21 protein-coding genes, 1 other RNA gene and 1 pseudogene are annotated in these 16,819 nt (G+C 71.7%); 9 read left to right on the forward strand and 14 right to left on the reverse strand.

The features are described from left to right. Window positions 1-1,434, reverse strand: a complete 1,434-nt coding sequence (locus tag NPS70_RS16150) for a DUF6421 family protein (RefSeq protein WP_256524962.1) — start codon at window positions 1,432-1,434, stop codon at window positions 1-3. Window positions 1,435-1,788: 354 nt separating this feature from the next. On the opposite strand from NPS70_RS16150, the gene NPS70_RS16155 reads away from it, so the two are divergent. Beyond that, window positions 1,789-2,472, forward strand: a complete 684-nt coding sequence (locus NPS70_RS16155) for a glycerophosphodiester phosphodiesterase family protein (RefSeq protein ID WP_256524963.1) — start codon at window positions 1,789-1,791, stop codon at window positions 2,470-2,472. Window positions 2,473-2,527: 55 nt separating this feature from the next. On the opposite strand, the gene NPS70_RS16160 is transcribed toward NPS70_RS16155, so the two are convergent. Then, a complete protein-coding gene (locus NPS70_RS16160) occupies window positions 2,528-3,115 on the reverse strand; it encodes a GNAT family N-acetyltransferase (protein ID WP_256524964.1) in 588 nt (195 codons plus the stop codon). A gap of 198 nt (window positions 3,116-3,313) precedes the next feature. Here NPS70_RS16160 and NPS70_RS16165 point away from each other — a divergent pair, with 198 nt between their 5' ends. The 3 genes from NPS70_RS16165 to NPS70_RS16175 all read left to right on the forward strand — a co-directional run bounded on the left by NPS70_RS16165 (window position 3,314) and on the right by NPS70_RS16175 (window position 5,802). Beyond that, window positions 3,314-4,249, forward strand: a complete 936-nt coding sequence (locus NPS70_RS16165; RefSeq protein WP_256524965.1) for a M56 family metallopeptidase — start codon at window positions 3,314-3,316, stop codon at window positions 4,247-4,249. 33 nt (window positions 4,250-4,282) lie between these two features. Then, on the forward strand, window positions 4,283-4,981 hold the full coding sequence (locus NPS70_RS16170) for a phosphatase PAP2 family protein (RefSeq protein WP_256524966.1): 699 nt from the start codon (window positions 4,283-4,285) through the stop codon (window positions 4,979-4,981). A gap of 167 nt (window positions 4,982-5,148) precedes the next feature. Then, window positions 5,149-5,802, forward strand: a complete 654-nt coding sequence (locus tag NPS70_RS16175) for a TetR/AcrR family transcriptional regulator (RefSeq protein ID WP_256524967.1) — start codon at window positions 5,149-5,151, stop codon at window positions 5,800-5,802. Here NPS70_RS16175 and NPS70_RS16180 read toward each other — a convergent pair. Further along, the gene (locus NPS70_RS16180) at window positions 5,778-7,289 is read right to left on the reverse strand and encodes a hypothetical protein (RefSeq protein WP_256524968.1); all 1,512 of its coding nucleotides are present in this window, start codon (window positions 7,287-7,289) and stop codon (window positions 5,778-5,780) included. The genes NPS70_RS16175 and NPS70_RS16180 overlap by 25 nt on opposite strands. A 174-nt stretch (window positions 7,290-7,463) precedes the next feature. Here NPS70_RS16180 and NPS70_RS16185 point away from each other — a divergent pair, with 174 nt between their 5' ends. Together NPS70_RS16185 and NPS70_RS16190 are read left to right on the forward strand one after the other, a co-directional pair. Then, the gene (locus NPS70_RS16185) at window positions 7,464-8,117 is read left to right on the forward strand and encodes a DUF305 domain-containing protein (protein ID WP_256524969.1); all 654 of its coding nucleotides are present in this window, start codon (window positions 7,464-7,466) and stop codon (window positions 8,115-8,117) included. A 138-nt stretch (window positions 8,118-8,255) separates the two neighbouring features. Further along, the gene (locus NPS70_RS16190) at window positions 8,256-9,617 is read left to right on the forward strand and encodes an FAD-dependent oxidoreductase (RefSeq protein WP_256524970.1); all 1,362 of its coding nucleotides are present in this window, start codon (window positions 8,256-8,258) and stop codon (window positions 9,615-9,617) included. Between the two features lie 19 nt (window positions 9,618-9,636). Here NPS70_RS16190 and NPS70_RS16195 read toward each other — a convergent pair whose 3' ends face one another. Continuing rightward, a complete protein-coding gene (locus NPS70_RS16195; protein WP_374212017.1) occupies window positions 9,637-10,029 on the reverse strand; it encodes an ArsR/SmtB family transcription factor in 393 nt (130 codons plus the stop codon). A 111-nt stretch (window positions 10,030-10,140) separates the two neighbouring features. Between NPS70_RS16195 and NPS70_RS16200 the strand changes: the two are divergent. From NPS70_RS16200 to NPS70_RS16210, 3 genes and pseudogenes are all read left to right on the forward strand, one after another. Further along, window positions 10,141-10,491: pseudogene (locus NPS70_RS16200) on the forward strand (NADH:flavin oxidoreductase/NADH oxidase); the annotation flags it as partial. Window positions 10,492-11,361: 870 nt separating this feature from the next. Continuing rightward, window positions 11,362-12,216, forward strand: a complete 855-nt coding sequence (locus NPS70_RS16205) for a helix-turn-helix transcriptional regulator (RefSeq protein ID WP_256524972.1) — start codon at window positions 11,362-11,364, stop codon at window positions 12,214-12,216. Further along, complete coding sequence (locus NPS70_RS16210) at window positions 12,213-12,413, forward strand: DUF397 domain-containing protein (protein WP_256524973.1); 201 nt, start codon at window positions 12,213-12,215, stop codon at window positions 12,411-12,413. Before NPS70_RS16205 ends, NPS70_RS16210 begins: the two co-directional genes overlap by 4 nt. Window positions 12,414-12,475: 62 nt before the next feature. Here NPS70_RS16210 and NPS70_RS16215 read toward each other — a convergent pair whose 3' ends face one another. The 10 genes from NPS70_RS16215 to NPS70_RS16260 all read right to left on the reverse strand — a co-directional run bounded on the left by NPS70_RS16215 (window position 12,476) and on the right by NPS70_RS16260 (window position 16,755). Then, complete coding sequence (locus tag NPS70_RS16215; RefSeq protein WP_256524974.1) at window positions 12,476-13,141, reverse strand: DUF2637 domain-containing protein; 666 nt, start codon at window positions 13,139-13,141, stop codon at window positions 12,476-12,478. 93 nt (window positions 13,142-13,234) lie between these two features. Beyond that, window positions 13,235-13,522: a hypothetical protein gene (locus NPS70_RS16220; protein ID WP_256524975.1), complete on the reverse strand. Its 288-nt coding sequence runs from the start codon at window positions 13,520-13,522 to the stop codon at window positions 13,235-13,237. Window positions 13,523-13,775: 253 nt separating this feature from the next. Continuing rightward, the gene (locus NPS70_RS16225; RefSeq protein ID WP_256524976.1) at window positions 13,776-14,012 is read right to left on the reverse strand and encodes a hypothetical protein; all 237 of its coding nucleotides are present in this window, start codon (window positions 14,010-14,012) and stop codon (window positions 13,776-13,778) included. 31 nt (window positions 14,013-14,043) lie between these two features. After that, entirely contained in the window at window positions 14,044-14,988 is a 945-nt protein-coding gene (locus NPS70_RS16230; RefSeq protein WP_256524977.1) for a hypothetical protein, read from the reverse strand. A gap of 244 nt (window positions 14,989-15,232) precedes the next feature. After that, a complete protein-coding gene (locus tag NPS70_RS16235; RefSeq protein ID WP_256524978.1) occupies window positions 15,233-15,385 on the reverse strand; it encodes a hypothetical protein in 153 nt (50 codons plus the stop codon). A gap of 34 nt (window positions 15,386-15,419) precedes the next feature. Then, entirely contained in the window at window positions 15,420-16,043 is a 624-nt protein-coding gene (locus tag NPS70_RS16240) for a hypothetical protein (protein WP_256524979.1), read from the reverse strand. A 2-nt stretch (window positions 16,044-16,045) separates the two neighbouring features. Next, window positions 16,046-16,192 carry a hypothetical protein gene (locus NPS70_RS16245; RefSeq protein WP_256524980.1) on the reverse strand — a complete coding sequence of 49 codons (147 nt, stop codon included), beginning with the start codon at window positions 16,190-16,192 and terminating at the stop codon, window positions 16,046-16,048. A 13-nt stretch (window positions 16,193-16,205) separates the two neighbouring features. Continuing rightward, window positions 16,206-16,379 carry a hypothetical protein gene (locus tag NPS70_RS16250; RefSeq protein ID WP_256524981.1) on the reverse strand — a complete coding sequence of 58 codons (174 nt, stop codon included), beginning with the start codon at window positions 16,377-16,379 and terminating at the stop codon, window positions 16,206-16,208. 123 nt (window positions 16,380-16,502) lie between these two features. Continuing rightward, entirely contained in the window at window positions 16,503-16,682 is a 180-nt protein-coding gene (locus tag NPS70_RS16255; protein ID WP_256524982.1) for a hypothetical protein, read from the reverse strand. A gap of 9 nt (window positions 16,683-16,691) precedes the next feature. After that, window positions 16,692-16,755, reverse strand: an RNA gene (locus NPS70_RS16260) — hammerhead ribozyme type II. Window positions 16,756-16,819 lie beyond the last annotated feature (64 nt).

Genomic DNA, 16,819 nt, shown 5'->3' on the forward strand with positions numbered 1-16,819 from the left:
TCACGCGGCAGCTCCGGAAGCCTGCCCGATGCCGGCCGTCCCGACGCCCGCGGCGGCGGAGGCGGCGGTGATCCCCTTGGTGGAGGCGATCACGTGCTTCAGCTTCTTGGAGAGCGCCTCATAGAACATGCTCAGGGGAAACTCGTCCGCGAGCACGTCGTCGACCAGCTTGCGGGGAGGCAGGCTCAGGTCCAGGGCGTCGGGGCCCTTGGCCCAGCGGGAGCCGGGGTGCGGGGCGAGGTAGGTGGAGACCAGCTCGTAGGCGGCGAACCAGTGCACCAGCTTGGGGCGGTCGATGCCCTCGCGGTAGAGGGTCTCGATCTCGGCGCAGAGCTGGTTGGTGACCTGCGGCGCGCGTTCCCAGTCGATCTTGAGGGTGTTGTCGGTCCAGCGCACCACGTCGTGCTTGTGGAGGTAGGCGAAGAGCAGCTGGCCGCCGAGCCCGTCGTAGTTGCGGACGCGGTCGCCGGAGACCGGGAAGCGGAACATCCGGTCGAAGAGCACGGCGTACTGCACGTCGCGGCCGTGCTCGTTGCCCTCGGCCTCCAGCGCGACGGCCTCCTTGAAGGCGGTCAGGTCGCAGCGCAGCTCCTCCAGCCCGTACATCCAGAAGGGCTGGCGCTGCTTGATCATGAAGGGGTCGAAGGGGAGGTCGCCGTGGCTGTGGGTGCGGTCGTGGACCATGTCCCACAGGACGAACGCCTTCTCGCAGCGCTCCTGGTCGCCGATCATCTCGCGGATGTCCTCGGGCAGCTCCAGCCCGAGGACGCGCACGGCCTCCGAGGTCACGGCACGGAAGCGGGCGGCCTCGCGGTCGCAGAAGATGCCGCCCCAGGTGAAGCGCTCGGGCGCCTCGCGCACGGCGATGGTCTCCGGGAAGAGGACGGCGGAGTTGGTGTCGTACCCGGCCGTGAAGTCCTCGAAGGTGATGCCGCAGAAGAGCGGGTTGTCGTAGCGGGTGCGCTCCAGCTCCGCCAGCCAGTCCGGCCAGACCATCCGGAGCACGACGGCTTCCAGGTTGCGGTCGGGGTTGCCGTTCTGGGTGTACATGGGGAAGACCACGAGGTGCTGGAGGCCGTCCTCGCGGGCCGCGGCCGGCTGGAAGGCGAGCAGCGAGTCGAGGAAGTCGGGGACGGCGAAGCCGCCCTCGGCCCAGGCACGCAGGTCGGCCACGAGGGCGCGGTGGTAGGCGTCGTCGTGCGGGAGCAGCGGGGAGAGCTCCTCCACCGCCGCGACGACGCGCTCGACGGCGGCCTCGGCGGCCGCGCGCCCGGGTGCGCCCTCGGCGTCGAAGTCGATCGACCCGTCCGCGGACTGCCAGGGGCGGATCTCCTCGACGGCATTCTTGAGCACCGGCCAGCTCGGGTGGTCGATCACCCGCCCGTCGCGGGATATGGCGCCGTCGGCAGCGTCCTGCACAAGAATTTCCGTCATGTCACGTCCTTCACGGGAGAACCTCGCGTCCCGCCACGGTAACCGGGGGCAGTTCCTCCGGACAAGTGGCCACCTGGGAAATTCTCCTGCACAGCCGCTCGCTCGCCGCATTTTTTCCGGCGAAGCCATGGCGTGACGCATGGTTCCTGGAGACCCGGGTAGACGCCCGCCTCCACTCCGGGCCGGGGTCCGCCCGCGGCGGGCCCGGCGCTTGCCGCGGGCGGACCCGGGGGCGGGTATCGGACACCCTGCACCCGGGCGGGTACACCGCGTCACCACGCCGCTAGGCTGACTCCGGGCGGCCGGGCGGGTGGTCCGCCCTGCGGGGCCGCCGTCGACGGAAGCGGGAGAGCCGTGACGTTTCTCACCATCGGTCACCGGGGGGTGATGGGCGTCGAGCCCGAGAACACCCTGCGCTCCTTCGTCCGCGCGGAGCGGTGCGGCATGGACGCGATCGAACTCGACCTCCATCTCAGCAAGGACGGCGCACTCGCCGTGATGCACGACGCCGACGTCGACCGCACGACGGACGGGAGCGGTCCGGTCGCCGGGAAGACCCTCGCCGAGCTGCGGCGCCTCGACGCCGGCCTGGGCGAGCGGGTGCCCGTCTTCGAGGAGGTGCTCGACGCCGTCCGCTCGCCGATCCAGGCGGAGATCAAGGACGTGGCGGCCGCACGGGCCCTCGCCGAGGTGATGGAGCGCCGCGACCTGGTGCCGCGGGTGGAGGTCTCCTCCTTCCACGACGAGGCGGTGGCGGAGATCGCGGCGCTCGTCCCCGGTGTCCGCACGGTGCTCATCGCGAGCCGGTGGGAGGCGGACGTGGTCGAACGGGCGCGGGCGGCGGGCGCCGCGGCGCTCGCCCTGGACATCCGGCGCCTGACGCTGGAGACCGCGGAGCGGGCACGGGGGGCCGGCCTGCGGCTGATCGGCTGGGTGGTCAACACACCGGAGCAGCTGCGGCTGGCGCGTGCGCTGGAACTCGACGGCGTGACCACGGACTACCCCGGGATCCGCCGTACCGGCCGGTTCACCGCCTGAACCGGCCGGCGCGGCGGCAGGGAGCGGCACCGGGCGTGCACCGCCCCGGGGCGGGTCAGACGGCTGGGGCGGACTCGGCGGTGGACTCGGCGGCCGCGAGGTCCTTCACGAGGAGTTCGAAGACCAGGTCGTCACGCTGGGGGATGCCGAAGCGCTCGTCGCCGTAGGGGAAGGGGGTCGTCTCGCCCGTGCGGCGGTAGCCGCGCCGCTCGTACCAGGCGATGAGCTCCTCGCGCACGGAGATCACGGTCATGTGCATCTCGCGGACGCCCCACGCGCGCACCGCCCTGCGCTCCGCCTCGGCGAGGACCCGGCGGCCGACGCCCCCGCCCTGGATCCCCGGGCGGACGGCGAACATCCCGAAGTAGGCCGCCTCTCCGCGGTGCTCCAGCTGGCAGCAGGCCACGGTCTCCCCGTCCCGCTGCGCGAGCAGCAACCTGCTCCCCGGCGCCGTGACCACCGCGAGCACGCCCTCGGGGTCGGTGCGCTGGCCCCGGAGGATGTCCGCCTCGGTGGTCCAGCCGACGCGGCTGGCGTCGCCGCGGTAGGCGGACTCGATCAGCCGGACCAGCTCCGGCACGTCGCCCTCGGCCGCGTCCCGGTAGGTGAGCTCCGCGCTCTCCGGGGTCGTGGCGGTGTCCATGGGCGGCTCCGTTCCTGCGGGTGCCGTGCGGCACGCTGGGGCGACTGGCGCTCGCAGCCTAGCGCGCCGGCCGGGCGCCGCAGCCTCCGTCCGCCCTCGGCGGCGGCCGAGGGCGGACCGCGCGGGGCGCCGGGTGGTGTGCGTCACTTGCGCGGCCGGGCGGTCCCGCGGCCCGCCGCGCGCTCATAGGCTGGGGCCATGATGGTCTCGCTCGCGCTGCTGCTGATCGGCGCCGTGGCCGCCGTCGCCGCCCCGCGTCTGATGATGCGCGGCGACTGGGCGGAGCGCGAGCCCGTCGTCGCCCTGTGGTTCTGGCAGTGCGTGGTCGCCGCGGTCCTGCTCTCCTTCGCCCTGTCGATGACGCTCAGCGCCGCCGCCGCCTGGCAGCTGGTCCGCGGACACGTCTTCGCCCCCGCACCGCACGGCGTCGTCGAGGCCTACGCCCTGGCCGCCTACGGCCCCTGGTCGGCGGTGCTGGCGCTGGCACTGGCCTGCGGGGGCGCCTGGACGGGCGCGATGCTCGCCCGGGAGGTCGCCCGGGCGCACGCGCGTCGCCGCCGTCGCCGCCGGGAGCTGCTGGTGCGGTCCCCGCTGCTGCCCGGCGAGGAACCGGGCGAGGGGCCCCTGGTGGTCCTGGAGGAGGACCGGCCCGGAGCCTGGTGGCTGCCGGGCGCGGCCCCGCGGCTCGTCGTCACCACGGCCGCCCTGCGCCGGCTCAAGGGCCGCCAGCTCGACGCGGTGCTCGCCCACGAGCAGGGCCACGCCGACGCGCGGCACGACTGGCTGCTGCACTGCTCCTCGGCGCTGGCCGGCGGGTTCCCGCAGATCCCCGTCTTCGCCGCGTTCCGCGACGAGATGCACCGGCTGGTGGAGCTGGCCGCGGACGATGTCGCCTCCCGCCGCTTCGGGCGGCTGACGGTCGCGCTGGCCCTGGTGGAACTGAACGAGGGGCGCGGGGTGTTCGGTCCCTGCCCGAATGCCGACGCCCAACTGCCCCAGCGGGTGCACCGGCTGCTGAGCGCGGTGCCCCGGCTGACCGCCGGACGCCGGCTGCGCCTGACGGCGACGGCCGCGCTGGTACCGGTGGTTCCGCTGCTCGTGGCCTTTGTGCCGGGTTTGCGCGCGCTGGGTTAGGGCCCCGCGTTCCGCGGGGGCCAGGATCGTTCCATGGCCTCCCCCCCGCCTCCTCGCCACGACCCTCCGCCCCGGGCCCTGACGGCGCGCGGGCGGAGAGCCGCGGCCGGGTGCGCGGCGGTGCTCCTGGTCTCGGCCGGGGTGCTGACCCTGCTGGTCGCCTCGGCGTGGACCCCGCTCGTGGACCTCGACCGCGAAGTCGTCGACGCCCTCCACCGGTCGGCCGTGGCCGATCCGGGCGCGACCCGGGCGAGCCGGATCCTCACCGACTGGGTGTGGGACCCCTGGACGGTGCGGCTGCTGCTCGCGGCCGCCGTGGTCGTGCTGTGGGTGCGCCGGGACCGGGTGGCGGCCCTGTGGGCGGCGGGGGCCGGGGTGCTGGGCGCGGCGGTCCAGCAGGTGCTGAAGGCCCTCGTGGACCGCCGCCGCCCCGCCTTCCCCGACCCCGTGGACACGGCGCACTTCTCGGCCTTCCCCTCCGGCCACGCGATGACCGCCGCCCTCGGCTGCGGGCTGCTGGTGTGGCTGGTGCGCCGGTGGTCCCCGTCCCGGCGGCTCCTGGCCGCGGCGGCCGCGGCGGCGGCCGTGAGCATCGCCGGCGTCGGTCTCACCCGGGTGTACCTGGGGGTCCACTGGCCGTCGGACGTCCTGGCGGGCTGGCTGCTGGGGCTCGCGGCAGCCGCCCTCGCCGTGTACGGGGCCGAGCGGCGCACGGCGCCCCGCAGAGGCTGACCTCCCGGGCCCGGCCGCGGGGACGCCCGGGCAGAACGCAGCCGCCCGGACCGGACGATCCCCCGCGTCGCCCGGTCCGGGCAGCACACGCACCGTCGGCCCCGGGGGGCCGGCGGCGGCACGCGCTGAGTATACTGGCTCCAAGCCAGTCAACGCAGGAGTCCAGCATGTCCCCGCGAAGCGCAGAGGTCAATGAAGAACTCAGGCGCCGCTCGCGCGAGCGGCTGCTCCAGGCGACGGTGGAGCTGGTGGACGCCCGGGGGTACGAGGCCACGAAGCTGGGAGACATCGCCGACCGGGCCGGCTCGGCCCGCGGACTGGTGTCGTACTACTTCCCCGGCAAGCGGCAGCTGCTCCAGTCCGCGGTCCACCGCCTGATGCACCTGACGCTGCGGGAGGCGCTGGAGCGGGAGCCGCGGTCCGAGGACGGGCGGGAGCGGCTGGCGCGGGCCATCGACGCGATCATGGGGCTTGCGGCGGACCGCCCGGTTCTGATGCGGACGCACATGGCCGGCATCCTGCAGGCCGACGGCTTCGTGCAGTGCCCCGAGCAGCAGCAGCTGGCCGCCCTGCTGCGCGACACCGTGGAGCGCTACGGCTGCGCGGACGTGGACGTGGAGTACCCGCTGCTGAGGGCCCTGCTGATGGGGGCCGTGTTCGCGGTCCTGCTCCCGGGCGCGCCGATGCCCCGCGCGCGGCTGCGCGCGGAGCTGTTCCAGCGCTACGGGCTGGACTGGGGGCTCGGCACCCCGCCGGACGGCGGCCCGCCCGGCGGGGGCCCCTCGGGGGTACCCGCTCAGTCGTCGAAGTCGTCGAAGTAGTCGGGCTGCGTCTGGACGTTCAGCTCGTCCATCCGCACCCGCTTCGCGGGAGCGGTGCGCCGGTCGTCGATCCTGAGGACGTCGAGGCCCTTGGCGATGTCGTTCGAGTAGATGTGGCCGTTGTAGTAGTACGCGGACCACGAGCCGCCGACGACCCGGGCGGTGTCGCTGAGCGGGCCGCGCTCGAAGTAGCCGATCTCCCTCGGCCTGGCGGAGTCGGTGAAGTCCCAGACGGAGACGCCTCCCTGGTACCAGGCCTGGACCATGATGTCGCGGCCCTTGACCGGGATCAGCGAACCGTTGTGGGCGACGCAGTTCTCGGTGTCGGCCTGATGGCGGTCGATCTTGAAGTAGCTGCGGAACACCAGCTTGCGGTGGTCCCCGCGGCCCCTGATGTCGTAGATGCCGTCCGCGCCGCGGTCCGGGCCGATCTCGGCGTTGCAGGTGGCGCCACCGCCGCCGCCGAGCTCGTCGGTGAACACCACCTTGTTCGCGCGCTGGTTGAAGGTGGCCGAGTGCCAGAAGGCGAAGTTGACGTTGTCCTGGACCCGGTCGATGACCCGGGGGTTCTCGGGGTCCTCGATGTCGAAGAGGATGCCGTCGCCCATGCAGGCGCCCGCCGCGAGGTCCTTCGAGGGCAGCACGGTGATGTCGTGGCAGCCGGTGGTTTTGGAGACGCCCGGGTTGGTCGGGCCGCCCGGGTTCCCGCCGCCGTCCGGGCCGTCACCGGGGAACAGCACGGGGAAGGCGACGACCTCGGCGCGCTGCGGCGCCTTGCGGGGCACCTTGATCACGGAGATCCCGTCGTGCGGCGGCTGGCAGTCGGGGAAGGCGGCGTTCGGCGAGTACGAGGAGACGTAGACGTAGACGTTCCTGCGCTCGGGCACCAGGGTGTGGGTGTGCGAGCCGCAGGCGGTCTCGACCGCGGCGACGTACTTCGGGTTGCGCTTGTCGCTGATGTCGAAGATCTTCATGCCCTCCCAGGAGGACTTCTCCGTCGCGGGCTGGGAGGTGCTGCTGCAGGAGTCGTCGCTGCGCGAGGAGTCGGTGGACAGGAAGAGCAGGTCGCCGGAGACGCTGATGTCGTTCTGCGAGCCGGGGCACAGCACCTCGGCGACGGTCCTCGGTGAGCGCGGGTTGCGGATGTCGTAGATCGTGAAGCCGTCGTAGTTCCCCGCGAACGCGTACCGGCCCTGGAAGGCGAGGTCGGAGTTCGTCCCCCCGAGGGCGCCCTTGGGGAGGTGGGCGACGTGCTCGACGTTGCGGCTGTGGACGACCTCGTCCACGCCGGGTATCTCGCCCCCGGCGATGGCCGCGCGCGTGTCGGCGGCCAGTTCGGCGGAGGTCGCGGCCACGGCCGGTGCGTCGCCCGGGTCCGGGGTGGCCGCGGCCGGGCCCGCGGCGAGGAGCGCGGCCAGCAGCCCGGCGGCGGCCACCGCCGCGCCGAGTCCTCTGCGCCCGGCTCGGGTCGTGTGTAACTGGGTCACTGCACCCTCCTTGTCGCCGTTCGGTGTCGAACGGTTCACGGACCCCGGCAGTATGTTCCCTCGCACGGACATCTCGACAGATGGCGGCACGGTTGTCATGACGGAATCCACTCGGTACTCCTTACGCTGATGCAGCATCACGCCTCGACACCCCAAGTGGCCCAGGAGGTCATCGTGTTGACGTCCCGCAGCACCCGGCGCCCGGCACTCCCGCTCACCGCGGCCGCCCTCGTCCTCGCCGCCCTGACCACGGCGGGGTGCGACGGCGGAACGGAGGCGCCGGCCCGGGGGGCGGGTCCGTCGGTGGTGGCACCGGGCCGCCCGGGCGAGCCCGCGCGCACCCTGTCCGCCGAGGAGGCGGCGGCGGAACTGCCGGACGAGAGCCCGAACTCGGCGGACTACCGCTACGTCGCCATGATGATCGTGCACCACGAGCAGGCGCTGGTGATGACCGACCTGGCGCCCGGGCGGGTCGCCGACGACCGGGTCCGCAGGCTGGCCGAGCGCATCGCGGCCGCCCAGAAGCCGGAGATCGGCGCGATGCAGGGGTGGCTGGAGGCCCATCCGGGCACGCGCGGCGGGCACGTCCACGAGGACCACTCGGCCATGCCCGGGATGGCCACCGAGGAGCAGCTCGCCGCGCTGCGCTCCGCCGAGGGACGGGACTTCGACGAGCTGTTCCTCCGGCTGATGATCACCCACCACGAAGGGGCGGTGACCATGGCGGCCGAGGCGCTGTCCCAGGGCAACAACGTGCTCGTCGAGCAGATGGCCAACGACGTGATCGCCCAGCAGACCGCGGAAATCGGCCGGATGCGGGCCCTGTGACCCCGCCCGGCGGGCCCCGGAGGGGCAGGCGCACGCCCCCGGCGCCCCGGGCGGGCCCGTTCGACCGGACGGGCCGCCCGCCTCCCCCGGCGGGCCGTCCGGTGCCATGCTGGAGTCCCGTACGGGAAGGAGGCCCCCGTGCTGCGTGTGGCCGTGGTCGGATCGGGACCGAGCGGGGTCTACACCGCCCAGGCCCTGCTGGGCGGTGCGTCCGCGGAGGGTGTGCGCGTGCACGTCCTGGACCGCCTCCCCTGCCCGTACGGGCTGGTGCGCTACGGGGTCGCCCCCGACCACGAGAAGATCAAGTCACTCCAGTCGAGCCTGCGGGCGGTCCTGGAGGACGAGCGGATCGAGTTCCTGGGCAACGTGGAGGCGGGCGCCCCGGGGCTCGGTCCGCGGCGGCTGCTGGAGCTGTACCACGCGGTGGTCTACTGCGTCGGCGCCGCCCGCGACCGGCGCCTCGGCATCCCCGGGGAGGACCTGCCCGGCAGCCACTCCGCCTCCGAGTTCGTCTCCTGGTACAGCGCCCACCCCGACGCCCCGCGCGGTGCGGTGCCGCTGGGCGGACGCTCGGCGGTGGTGGTCGGCGCCGGGAACGTGGCCCTGGACGTGGCCCGGATCCTGGCGCGGGACCCGGACGAACTGCGCTCCACGGACCTGCCGCAGGCCGCGCTCGGGGCGCTCGCCGCCAGCCGTGTCCGCGAGGTGTGCATCGTCGCCCGGCGCGGCCCGTCCGGGGCCCGGTTCACCACCAAGGAGCTGCGGGAACTGGGCGCCCTGCCCGGCGTGGACGTCAGCGTGGAGGTGGACGACCTCGCCCCGGACCCCGGCTTCGCGGACCCGGGCGCCGTGCCGGCGCCGGTGCGGCGCAACCTCGCCGTCCTCGCGGGCTGGGCGGAGCACCCGCCCGCGGGCCGGCCCCGGCGGATCCGCCTGAGGTTCTTCCTGCGCCCCGTGGAGGTGCTGGAGCGGGGCGGAAGGGTCGCGGGCGTGCGCTTCGAGCGCACCGCGCCGGACGGGAGGGGCGGCGTCCGCGGCACCGGTCGCCACGAGGACGTCCCGGCGGAGCTGCTGCTGAGGGCGGTCGGGTACCGCGGCGCGCCGCCCGCCGGGCTGCCGTTCGACCCCGAGCGCGGGACCGTGCCGAACGCGGCCGGCCGGGTGCTGCGCGACGGGGCCCCGTCGCCCGGCGAGTACGTCGCGGGCTGGATCAAGCGGGGGCCCTCGGGTGTCATCGGCAGCAACCGCCCGTGTGCCAAGGAGACGGCGGCCGCGGTGCTCGCCGACGCCGCGGCGCTGGCCTCGCGGCCGCTGCCCGCCGATCCGGTGGCGGCCCTGCGGGCGGCCGGGCTGCGGCCGGTGCGCTGGCCGGGGTGGCTGGCGATCGAACGGGCCGAGGCGGCGCTGGGGCGGTCGCTGGGGCGCCCGGCCGTGAAGATCGCCGACTGGGAGGGGCTGCTGGGCGCGGCGGGGGCCGCCGGGCGCCGGGGGTCCGCCTGAGCGAGCGCCCGAGGGGCGGTCAGGGACCGGACGCGGGCCTCCCGCCGTTCGCGGCACGCCCCGACTCGGCGCTGTCCGCCGCGAGCACACTGCGCAGCAGCCCCGGGAAGAGGGTCTCCAGATCCTGCCGGCGCAGCGCGTTCATCTTGGCGGTGCCGCGGTAGGTCTGCCGGATCACGCCGCTCTCGCGGAGCACCCGGAAGTGGTGGGTGGTGGTCGACTTGGTGACGGGGAGGGCGAAGTCCGAGCAGGACAGCTCGCCGCTGGCCGCGGCGAGTTCACGCACCACCGTCAGGCGCATCGGGTCCGAGAGGGCGTGCAGGACGCCCTCCAGGCGGATCTCCGCGCAGTCGGGGTGGTCGAGCACTCGGGCGTTGGTCACATCGGCTCCGCTCGTCGTCCGGGCCTCCATTGTACGAGAGGTCTCGTAGTTTGACATCCACCGTAGTACGGTGACTATCGTACGAAGCGGTCGGCCGTCCGAGGCCCACCCGTCCCCGTCCCTCCCTGAACGGAGTCCGCCGTGAGCACGCTGTTCGACCCCTTCCCGCTGCGGTCGCTGTCCGTCCCCCACCGCGTGTGGATGGCCCCGATGTGCCAGTACAGCGCCGAGGTGTCCGGGCCGGAGACCGGCGTGGCCAACGACTGGCACTTCGCCCACTACGCCGCCCGTGCCGCCGGCGGCACCGGCCTGATCCTCCTGGAGGCCACCGCGGTCTCCCCCGAGGGCCGCATCAGCCCCGCCGACCTTGGCCTGTGGAACGACACCCAGGCCGAGGCGCTGGGCCGCATCACCCGGTTCCTGAAGAGCCAGGGCACCGTCCCGGGGATCCAGCTCGCCCACGCCAGCTTACGCAACCTACAGTCACAGCCACCACCTCCCACCTGCACAAACGAAAGAGCCCCGATCCGCGGCCACTGGGGGTAGCTCGCAGATCGGGGCTCGTTCGGCCCTCCGTGCCGTCCCGGAGGGAGTAGGGGGTGAGCGGACGGGGCCGGTCTGCCGACCTCACCAGCGCCGTACCCCGCCCGCCCCTTCCGTGCGCCGGCGGACGAGGTCGGCCGGCGCCACGGGTCTATGGGGTGCTGCTCTGTGGATGTGGGGATGCCTCGTCGTCAGCTCGGACCACGTAGGCGAACCCCGTGACTATGCGCCGGAACCCGCGGTGATTACTCACGCCGGCGTGACCCATGCACTCGACGTCGACCGCTCCCCCGTCTGTCGACGGGGTGGCTTTCCACGCACAGCGCAGACACTCGGCCTCGTACGTGACGTCCGTGTCCGGGTGCTGAGTGATCCGGTGCTGCACAAACCGGAGCACCTCCCGCGTCGTCATGAGCGGGCCCGTCCGTGCGGATGCCCAGCAATCTCGACCGCACACTCGGCAGCCTTCACCGGAGCGTATTCCGGCGACGACTCATCGACGTAGCGCTCCCACTGCCCGAGTAGTGCGCCGCATACGTCGCATCCTTCGGCCGCTTTCGGCGGCCTCGTCGTCGGATCCGGTAAGTGGACCGACGGAGACATCGTGCGCGACATGGCGCCCCCTCAGACATGAATACTGTCACCCGCTGTGCGCAGGCTGGCACACCTAGTGTGTAGTCGGTCACCACCGGAATGCAACCGACGTCACCGAATCTGCAAAATTGCATTTCTGTGCGCCCGCTCACCGTCGCTCTGTGCAAAGCTGTCCGTCACACAGGGCGGACAGTCCGTCAGCACCCGCGGGGAGGAGGAGAGTCGGTGAGCTACCCCACTGTGCGCCGTCGACGACTCGGAGCGGAGCTCCGGCGCCTGCGCGAAGAGAGCGGCCTGACGCTTGACGACGTCGCAGACAGGACATCCCTTCCTGCGGCGAAGGTGTCCCGCATCGAGACTGCGCGTCTCGGGATCAAGCCCGGTGATCTGGCGACGCTCCTGGAGCTCTACGGCGTCGACGACGAGGGCAAGCGGGCGCTTCTCCACGCCCTGGCGCGGGACGGTAGTCGCCGCGGGTGGTGGCAGACCTACCGCGACACCATCTCCCCCGCCTACGCGGACCTCATCAGTCTGGAGTCGGAGGCGCACTCGGTGCGCTGCTATGAGACCCACCTCATCCCGGGACTCCTCCAGACGGCGGCCTATGCACGCGCGACCATCGCCGCAATCAACATGACGTCGCCCCATGAGCACGTCGACGCGCTCACTGAGGTCCGCCAGGCGCGTCAGGCCGTCCTGACCCGTCGGGAGCCGCTGGAGCTGTGGGCGATCATCCACGAGGCAGCGCTTCGGACCCGTGTCCCCGCCGGCCCCCACGTGATGCGCGACCAACTTCAGCATCTGGTGGACCGGGCAGAGCTTCCGCATGTCTCGATACAGGTACTGCCGTTCTCCGCGGCTCCCCACCCGGGCATGGCAGGTCCCTTCACCGTCGTGCGGTTCTCCGACGCGCCGGGGATGGACGTCGTCCTTTTGGAGAGCCTGACAAGTGCGCTGTACGTGGAGGATCATGCGGAGGTGGGGCGGTACGCCAGTGCCTTCGAGCGGCTCCGCGCGGCGGCGCTTCCGGTGGACGCCTCCTCCGACCTCATCAAGGCGATAAAGGACAAGATCACATGACCATTTCTGACTCCTCGGCGACCGGCTACGAGTGGACGAAGTCGAGCTTCAGCGGCGGGAACAACAACTGCGTCGAGGTGGCGGCCGGCGCGGTTCCTGGCGCGATGCCTGTGCGTGACTCGAAGGCTCCCGCTGGCCCCGCGATCGTGGTCGGGGCTGACGCATGGTCGACGTTCGTCGACGGCCTGAAGCGCTGAGGCGCGTAGGTTCCGGAAACGCAAAGAGCCCCCTACCCGATGTGGGTAGGGGGCTCTCTCCTTCACACTCCCGCGGGCCGCAGGCCCCTGACACGCTGACACTCACGGAGGTCGACGAGGACTCCACCCTCGTCGCTCGTGAACTTCCGCACCTTCCCGTTGTACGTCCACCCGCGCACGGTGCCGTCAGTGACTCCCAGCGCGTCGGCAGCCTCGCGGTAGGTGACGAGGTAGCGGCTCTCAGGGGCCGCCTGAGGCTCGATCGGGGGTGCGTCCTCCCCTGCGGTCGCCTCGTTCGCGCTCGGCTCCGTGACGGCCTCCTGCGGCTTCGTGGAGGACAGTCCAGCCGCACCTTCCTTGGCAGCATCGCGACTCCGGTGGACGAGGAGCGTCCCGCCAAGGAAGGCTACGGCCGGCCAGCCGGCGACGACAACGCGGAGCCACCCGGGCGGGTCGCTGAGGTCCATTACGCCCGACGTCGCCACGTTGGCCCCCAGGGAGGCAGCCATGGCCGTCAGGAACCAGAACCACGCGGCAGCTCCCCCGCGCGTCCGCATCATCTTCCACGCCACCGCCAGGAGCACGTCTACACTCACCGGGTACGCCCACGCCTTCCACCCGCCCTGCCCGGCAGCCTCCGCCACGTCATGGATGTGCGCGAAGGAGAGTGCAGCCGCGATGACGGCTTGGACGAGGATGGGATCCACCTGACGGAGTCGCGTAAGCATGGTGCCTCTTTCGTGTGCATGGCTCGTGTGTGCTTGATGGGGCGGAGCCCCCGCCAGCGCAATTGGCAGGGGCTCCGGAAGTGGAAGGGTCGGTCATGCCTTCGGCATGAAGAAGCCGATGTCCCGGGGATCCGGGTGGTACGTCTTCATTGCGTCGACGGCGAAGAAGAGCGCCCCGAAGTTACGAGCGCCGGCCGTCTCGTACTCGCCGCTCTCCTCCAGCTCGTCGACGAGATCCGCCATCACCCGGTGAAGGAACGGGTGGTTGCCGTAAACGATCTCGGCGGGCTCACCGATGGCGAAGAAGTGGTCCACGATGATGCGGCACATCCGGTAGACGTGGTAGGTAAGCGGGAAGTGACGGGTGTCGTTCGCGTGCATCTCGTCCCCTCATGTGTGAGTGCCTTGCGGTGCACTCACTATGACACAGTTGGGACGTACGACACAACCCCCTACGGGCGAGATCCGTGAATCGCTTCACGCTTCTCCGTCAGGACGACGCTCCCGCCCCCGGGGAACTCCACCCTCCACCCGTCGACGGTGCGCTTCCTCCGCCACCCCTGCTCCTCCACCTGACGGAGGATGTGCCGGTGGCCGACGTCGGTGAGGTTGCCCCGCGCTCCGCACGCCAGGGTCACACGGTACCGACGCACGGCACCTCCCGCACGATGCGGCTGACGGTGACCGGGTCACCCGCGGTGTTGAACCAGACGGTTCCGGTCTGCGTCTCGACGACCACGCTCCCGAGTCCCGCGCGCTGCGCGTTGAACCGGGCCGTGTGCTCCCTGCGGTGACGGGTGAAGACGTCGCCGGCCAGGATCTGGGACGGCGGGACGGTGAGGGTGTGGCGGATGCCAGTAGGGAGGGACATGGAGGTCTCCTTCGCTGTGTGGTGGCTGCCGTCAGGCCGCAAGACCGACGGGTGCGGGGACGCCCGCATGGCGGCGAATGGCGGCGACGATGGCAACGACCTCCGGGTCCGTGGGCTGCGGAGCCCACGGACCCGCGGAGTAGCGAACCGCGCTCGTCGCCCACGCGTGCATGAACGCCTCGTACTTTGCCTGGCTGAAGATCCCAGAGTGATAAAGACCTTCAACACGCTCAGGGGACATGGTGACCATCTGTGCGGCGTCACACTCGGCGCAGCGACCCACGAAATGGCCCCTGTCTCCCTCGCAGGGCTTCGTCGCCTCCATGCCTTCGGCGTACGCGGCCAGTTCCAGCCGCTCGTGAACAACGGTCTCGTCCTGGTAGCGCCCGTAGGGGTGCCGCGTGACGCGGACCGTGGGGCCGGACTTCCAGTAAGCGGACGGGCCGAGCAGCTCGAACCTGAAGACATCGCCGTTGATCACACGCGACCACTGGCGGTGAGTGCGCGTACCGTACACGGTACCTCGGGGCTCGATGTTGACCGTCTCCGCAACCGTCGCCGGAGGAGCTGCCTTCTCATCAGCCTGCGCCTCCAGCGCCATGCGAATGATGCGCGTCGGGGAGACGCCGGCGATCTTGGCCGCCTCGTCCAGATCCGCGGTTCCATAGTGCTGGACAGTCCACCGGGTCCGGAACTCCACCTCAGCGGCGTGGCGCGCTTCCCACGTTGCGTCACGCTCCGCCCACTCCTCCGCTCGCTTCGCGTCGTTGGCGGCCTTGACGCCCGCAGCTACCTCACGAACCGTCCAGCCGGCCGCCCTAGCGGCGCACGAGGTGCCGAAGTAGGAAACCTCCCCGTCCTCCGTACCGTCGACGTCCAGCGGCATGAGGGCGACGGTCCCCTTCAGCTCGTCCCGCCCGCACAAATCACACGTGGTGACGTCGTCCGTGGTTCCGAGGATCTTGAACGCCTTCATGGATACCTCCGTGTGTGCTTTATGCCTTGCGGTGCCCTCACTATGACACAGTTAGGACGTACGACACAACTGCGGGGGAGCGACTTACGTAAACCGCTTCACGTAAGTCGACCACGCGTGGCGCTCTCGCCGACGCTGCGCCCGGCGGGCAGCTCGACGGTCCGGGCCTGGAGGCTGACCGCAGCAGCGGCAGTCACGCCCCCCGGGGCCGTAGCGGCAGAACCGACCCAGCATGCGCATTAGCTCAGCCTTCCGTGGAGGCTGCACCGGTCAGGCAGCAGTCGTGGTGCGGCTCGTCGCCCGTCAGCGGGCACTCCCAGAACTCACACTCCGCAGCGTCGCTGACGTAGTCGAAGAACTTGACGAGCTCATCGGCGAAGTTGGTGTCGGAGGTCATGGCTTCTCCTCAGTGGATAGTCGTGTGTCTTGCGTTACTTGACCCGCTCCAGGAGCGAGAACCCCGTCCCGCTCCCCTCGCACGTCTGAAGGACGAGGGCGGCCCTGCCGAAGTCGGGGATGGCACCGCCCTGGCGGTTGATCCGCATGTGGTCGTAGACCCGGTACGTTCCGGACAGCGGCCCGTCGATGACTCGCACAGTGCGGCCCACGGCGACGCGGGACAGCCACTGGTAGCCCATGTAGTTGTGCCCCGCCAGGATCTGGCCGCCGTACATCGTCAGGTGGCCGTCGTCGATGCAGCTTTGGGCGTGGCCGGTGCAGTCGCGGTAGAAGGTGATCCGGATGTCTGCGGGCGCGGTGGGGATGGCGCGCGTCCTGGACGGCGTGGCGGCCGGCTTGGCAATGCTCTCTGTCGGAGAGGGCGTGAGGGTCGCCCTCTCCCCCGCCCTCGTGGTGTGCGACGTCGGACGCGGCTCCGGCCGGTAGGGGAGCGACGAGGGCGGGGCGTCGGTGACCACGGGGACGGTACCCATGGAGGGCCAGGCATCGGGCGACTCGTCAGGCGGAGTCGGCAGAGCCACGACCAGAGCGGCGACGGTGACCGTGGAGGCTGCCACGAGGGCCGCACGGAAGGGGAGTCGGGAAGGCTTCGGCACAGCTACTTCTCCTCCTCCGGCACGGGCCCGCCCGCGCGCTTCATGTCCCTGTGGAGCTGCTCGACGGCCGCCCTGCGGTTGGTCGGGGCCGTGGTGTGGAAGCGGTCGAAGGCTGCTTTGACCTTGTCGTCGCGGGAGTTGTGGCGCACGGAGGCTCCTCGTCTACAGGCACTGGCAGATGTAGCAGAAGCCGTCTGCCGTGCAGTCCTTCACGTGCTGAAGGATTTGCTCCTCCTGGTGCTCCTCCTGGCGCTCCTCGTGGAGGATGCACTCCGCGCACGGGGCGCTGTAGGCGCAGGTGATGTTCTCGTGCGGGCATTCATGGGTGATCGTCATGGCGCAACCTCCGGCTAAGGTCTGTAGGTGTTCACTGAGTGTCCCGCCGCGGATTCGAACCGCCCGACCACCCGGCTACTGGGGGTGCCGGGTGGTCGGGCGATACCGTAGCGAGGCGGGGGGTCAGTCTTCGGGCTTCATGACGACGATCCACGCGTCCGACGATCGGTCGGCGTCCACGGAGCCGTGGGTGCCCGTGATGGTGCTGAAGCCCTTCGACGTCATCGGTACGGGGTCCTCCCCTGCCTCCCGCAGGGCGTTCAAGACAGCCGCAAGGGCGCCCCACAAGTGCTGGTTCTGCATCTCTCCTCCTTTGGCCTGCCTCCTCAGCGCGGGTAGGCCATGCCCCGCGGACGCCCCGGAGGGCGTTTCGGCTATTCGGCGCTCTGACACACCCTGTGCGAGCACGCCCATTCCGGGAGGCACTTGCGCACGTTGCG

It is taken from the genome of Streptomyces sp. C10-9-1 (assembly GCF_024497955.1).
Classification (GTDB): Bacteria; Actinomycetota; Actinomycetes; order Streptomycetales; family Streptomycetaceae; genus Streptomyces; species Streptomyces sanyensis.

What these genes read in the sequence shown, in the direction of transcription:
- NPS70_RS16170 (WP_256524966.1), top strand. Translation starts at nt 4,283, where the DNA reads ATGGCCTCCCCCCCGCCTCCTCGCCACGACCCTCCGCCCCGGGCCCTG.
- NPS70_RS16230 (WP_256524977.1), bottom strand. Translation starts at nt 14,988, where the DNA reads ATGAAGGCGTTCAAGATCCTCGGAACCACGGACGACGTCACCACGTGT.
- NPS70_RS16160 (WP_256524964.1), bottom strand. Translation starts at nt 3,115, where the DNA reads ATGGACACCGCCACGACCCCGGAGAGCGCGGAGCTCACCTACCGGGAC.
- NPS70_RS16165 (WP_256524965.1), top strand. Translation starts at nt 3,314, where the DNA reads ATGATGGTCTCGCTCGCGCTGCTGCTGATCGGCGCCGTGGCCGCCGTC.
- NPS70_RS16150 (WP_256524962.1), bottom strand. Translation starts at nt 1,434, where the DNA reads ATGACGGAAATTCTTGTGCAGGACGCTGCCGACGGCGCCATATCCCGC.
- NPS70_RS16175 (WP_256524967.1), top strand. Translation starts at nt 5,149, where the DNA reads ATGTCCCCGCGAAGCGCAGAGGTCAATGAAGAACTCAGGCGCCGCTCG.
- NPS70_RS16250 (WP_256524981.1), bottom strand. Translation starts at nt 16,379, where the DNA reads ATGACGATCACCCATGAATGCCCGCACGAGAACATCACCTGCGCCTAC.
- NPS70_RS16210 (WP_256524973.1), top strand. Translation starts at nt 12,213, where the DNA reads ATGACCATTTCTGACTCCTCGGCGACCGGCTACGAGTGGACGAAGTCG.
- NPS70_RS16235 (WP_256524978.1), bottom strand. Translation starts at nt 15,385, where the DNA reads ATGACCTCCGACACCAACTTCGCCGATGAGCTCGTCAAGTTCTTCGAC.
- NPS70_RS16195 (WP_374212017.1), bottom strand. Translation starts at nt 10,029, where the DNA reads ATGGAGGCCCGGACGACGAGCGGAGCCGATGTGACCAACGCCCGAGTG.
- NPS70_RS16255 (WP_256524982.1), bottom strand. Translation starts at nt 16,682, where the DNA reads ATGCAGAACCAGCACTTGTGGGGCGCCCTTGCGGCTGTCTTGAACGCC.
- NPS70_RS16215 (WP_256524974.1), bottom strand. Translation starts at nt 13,141, where the DNA reads ATGCTTACGCGACTCCGTCAGGTGGATCCCATCCTCGTCCAAGCCGTC.
- NPS70_RS16225 (WP_256524976.1), bottom strand. Translation starts at nt 14,012, where the DNA reads ATGTCCCTCCCTACTGGCATCCGCCACACCCTCACCGTCCCGCCGTCC.
- NPS70_RS16220 (WP_256524975.1), bottom strand. Translation starts at nt 13,522, where the DNA reads ATGCACGCGAACGACACCCGTCACTTCCCGCTTACCTACCACGTCTAC.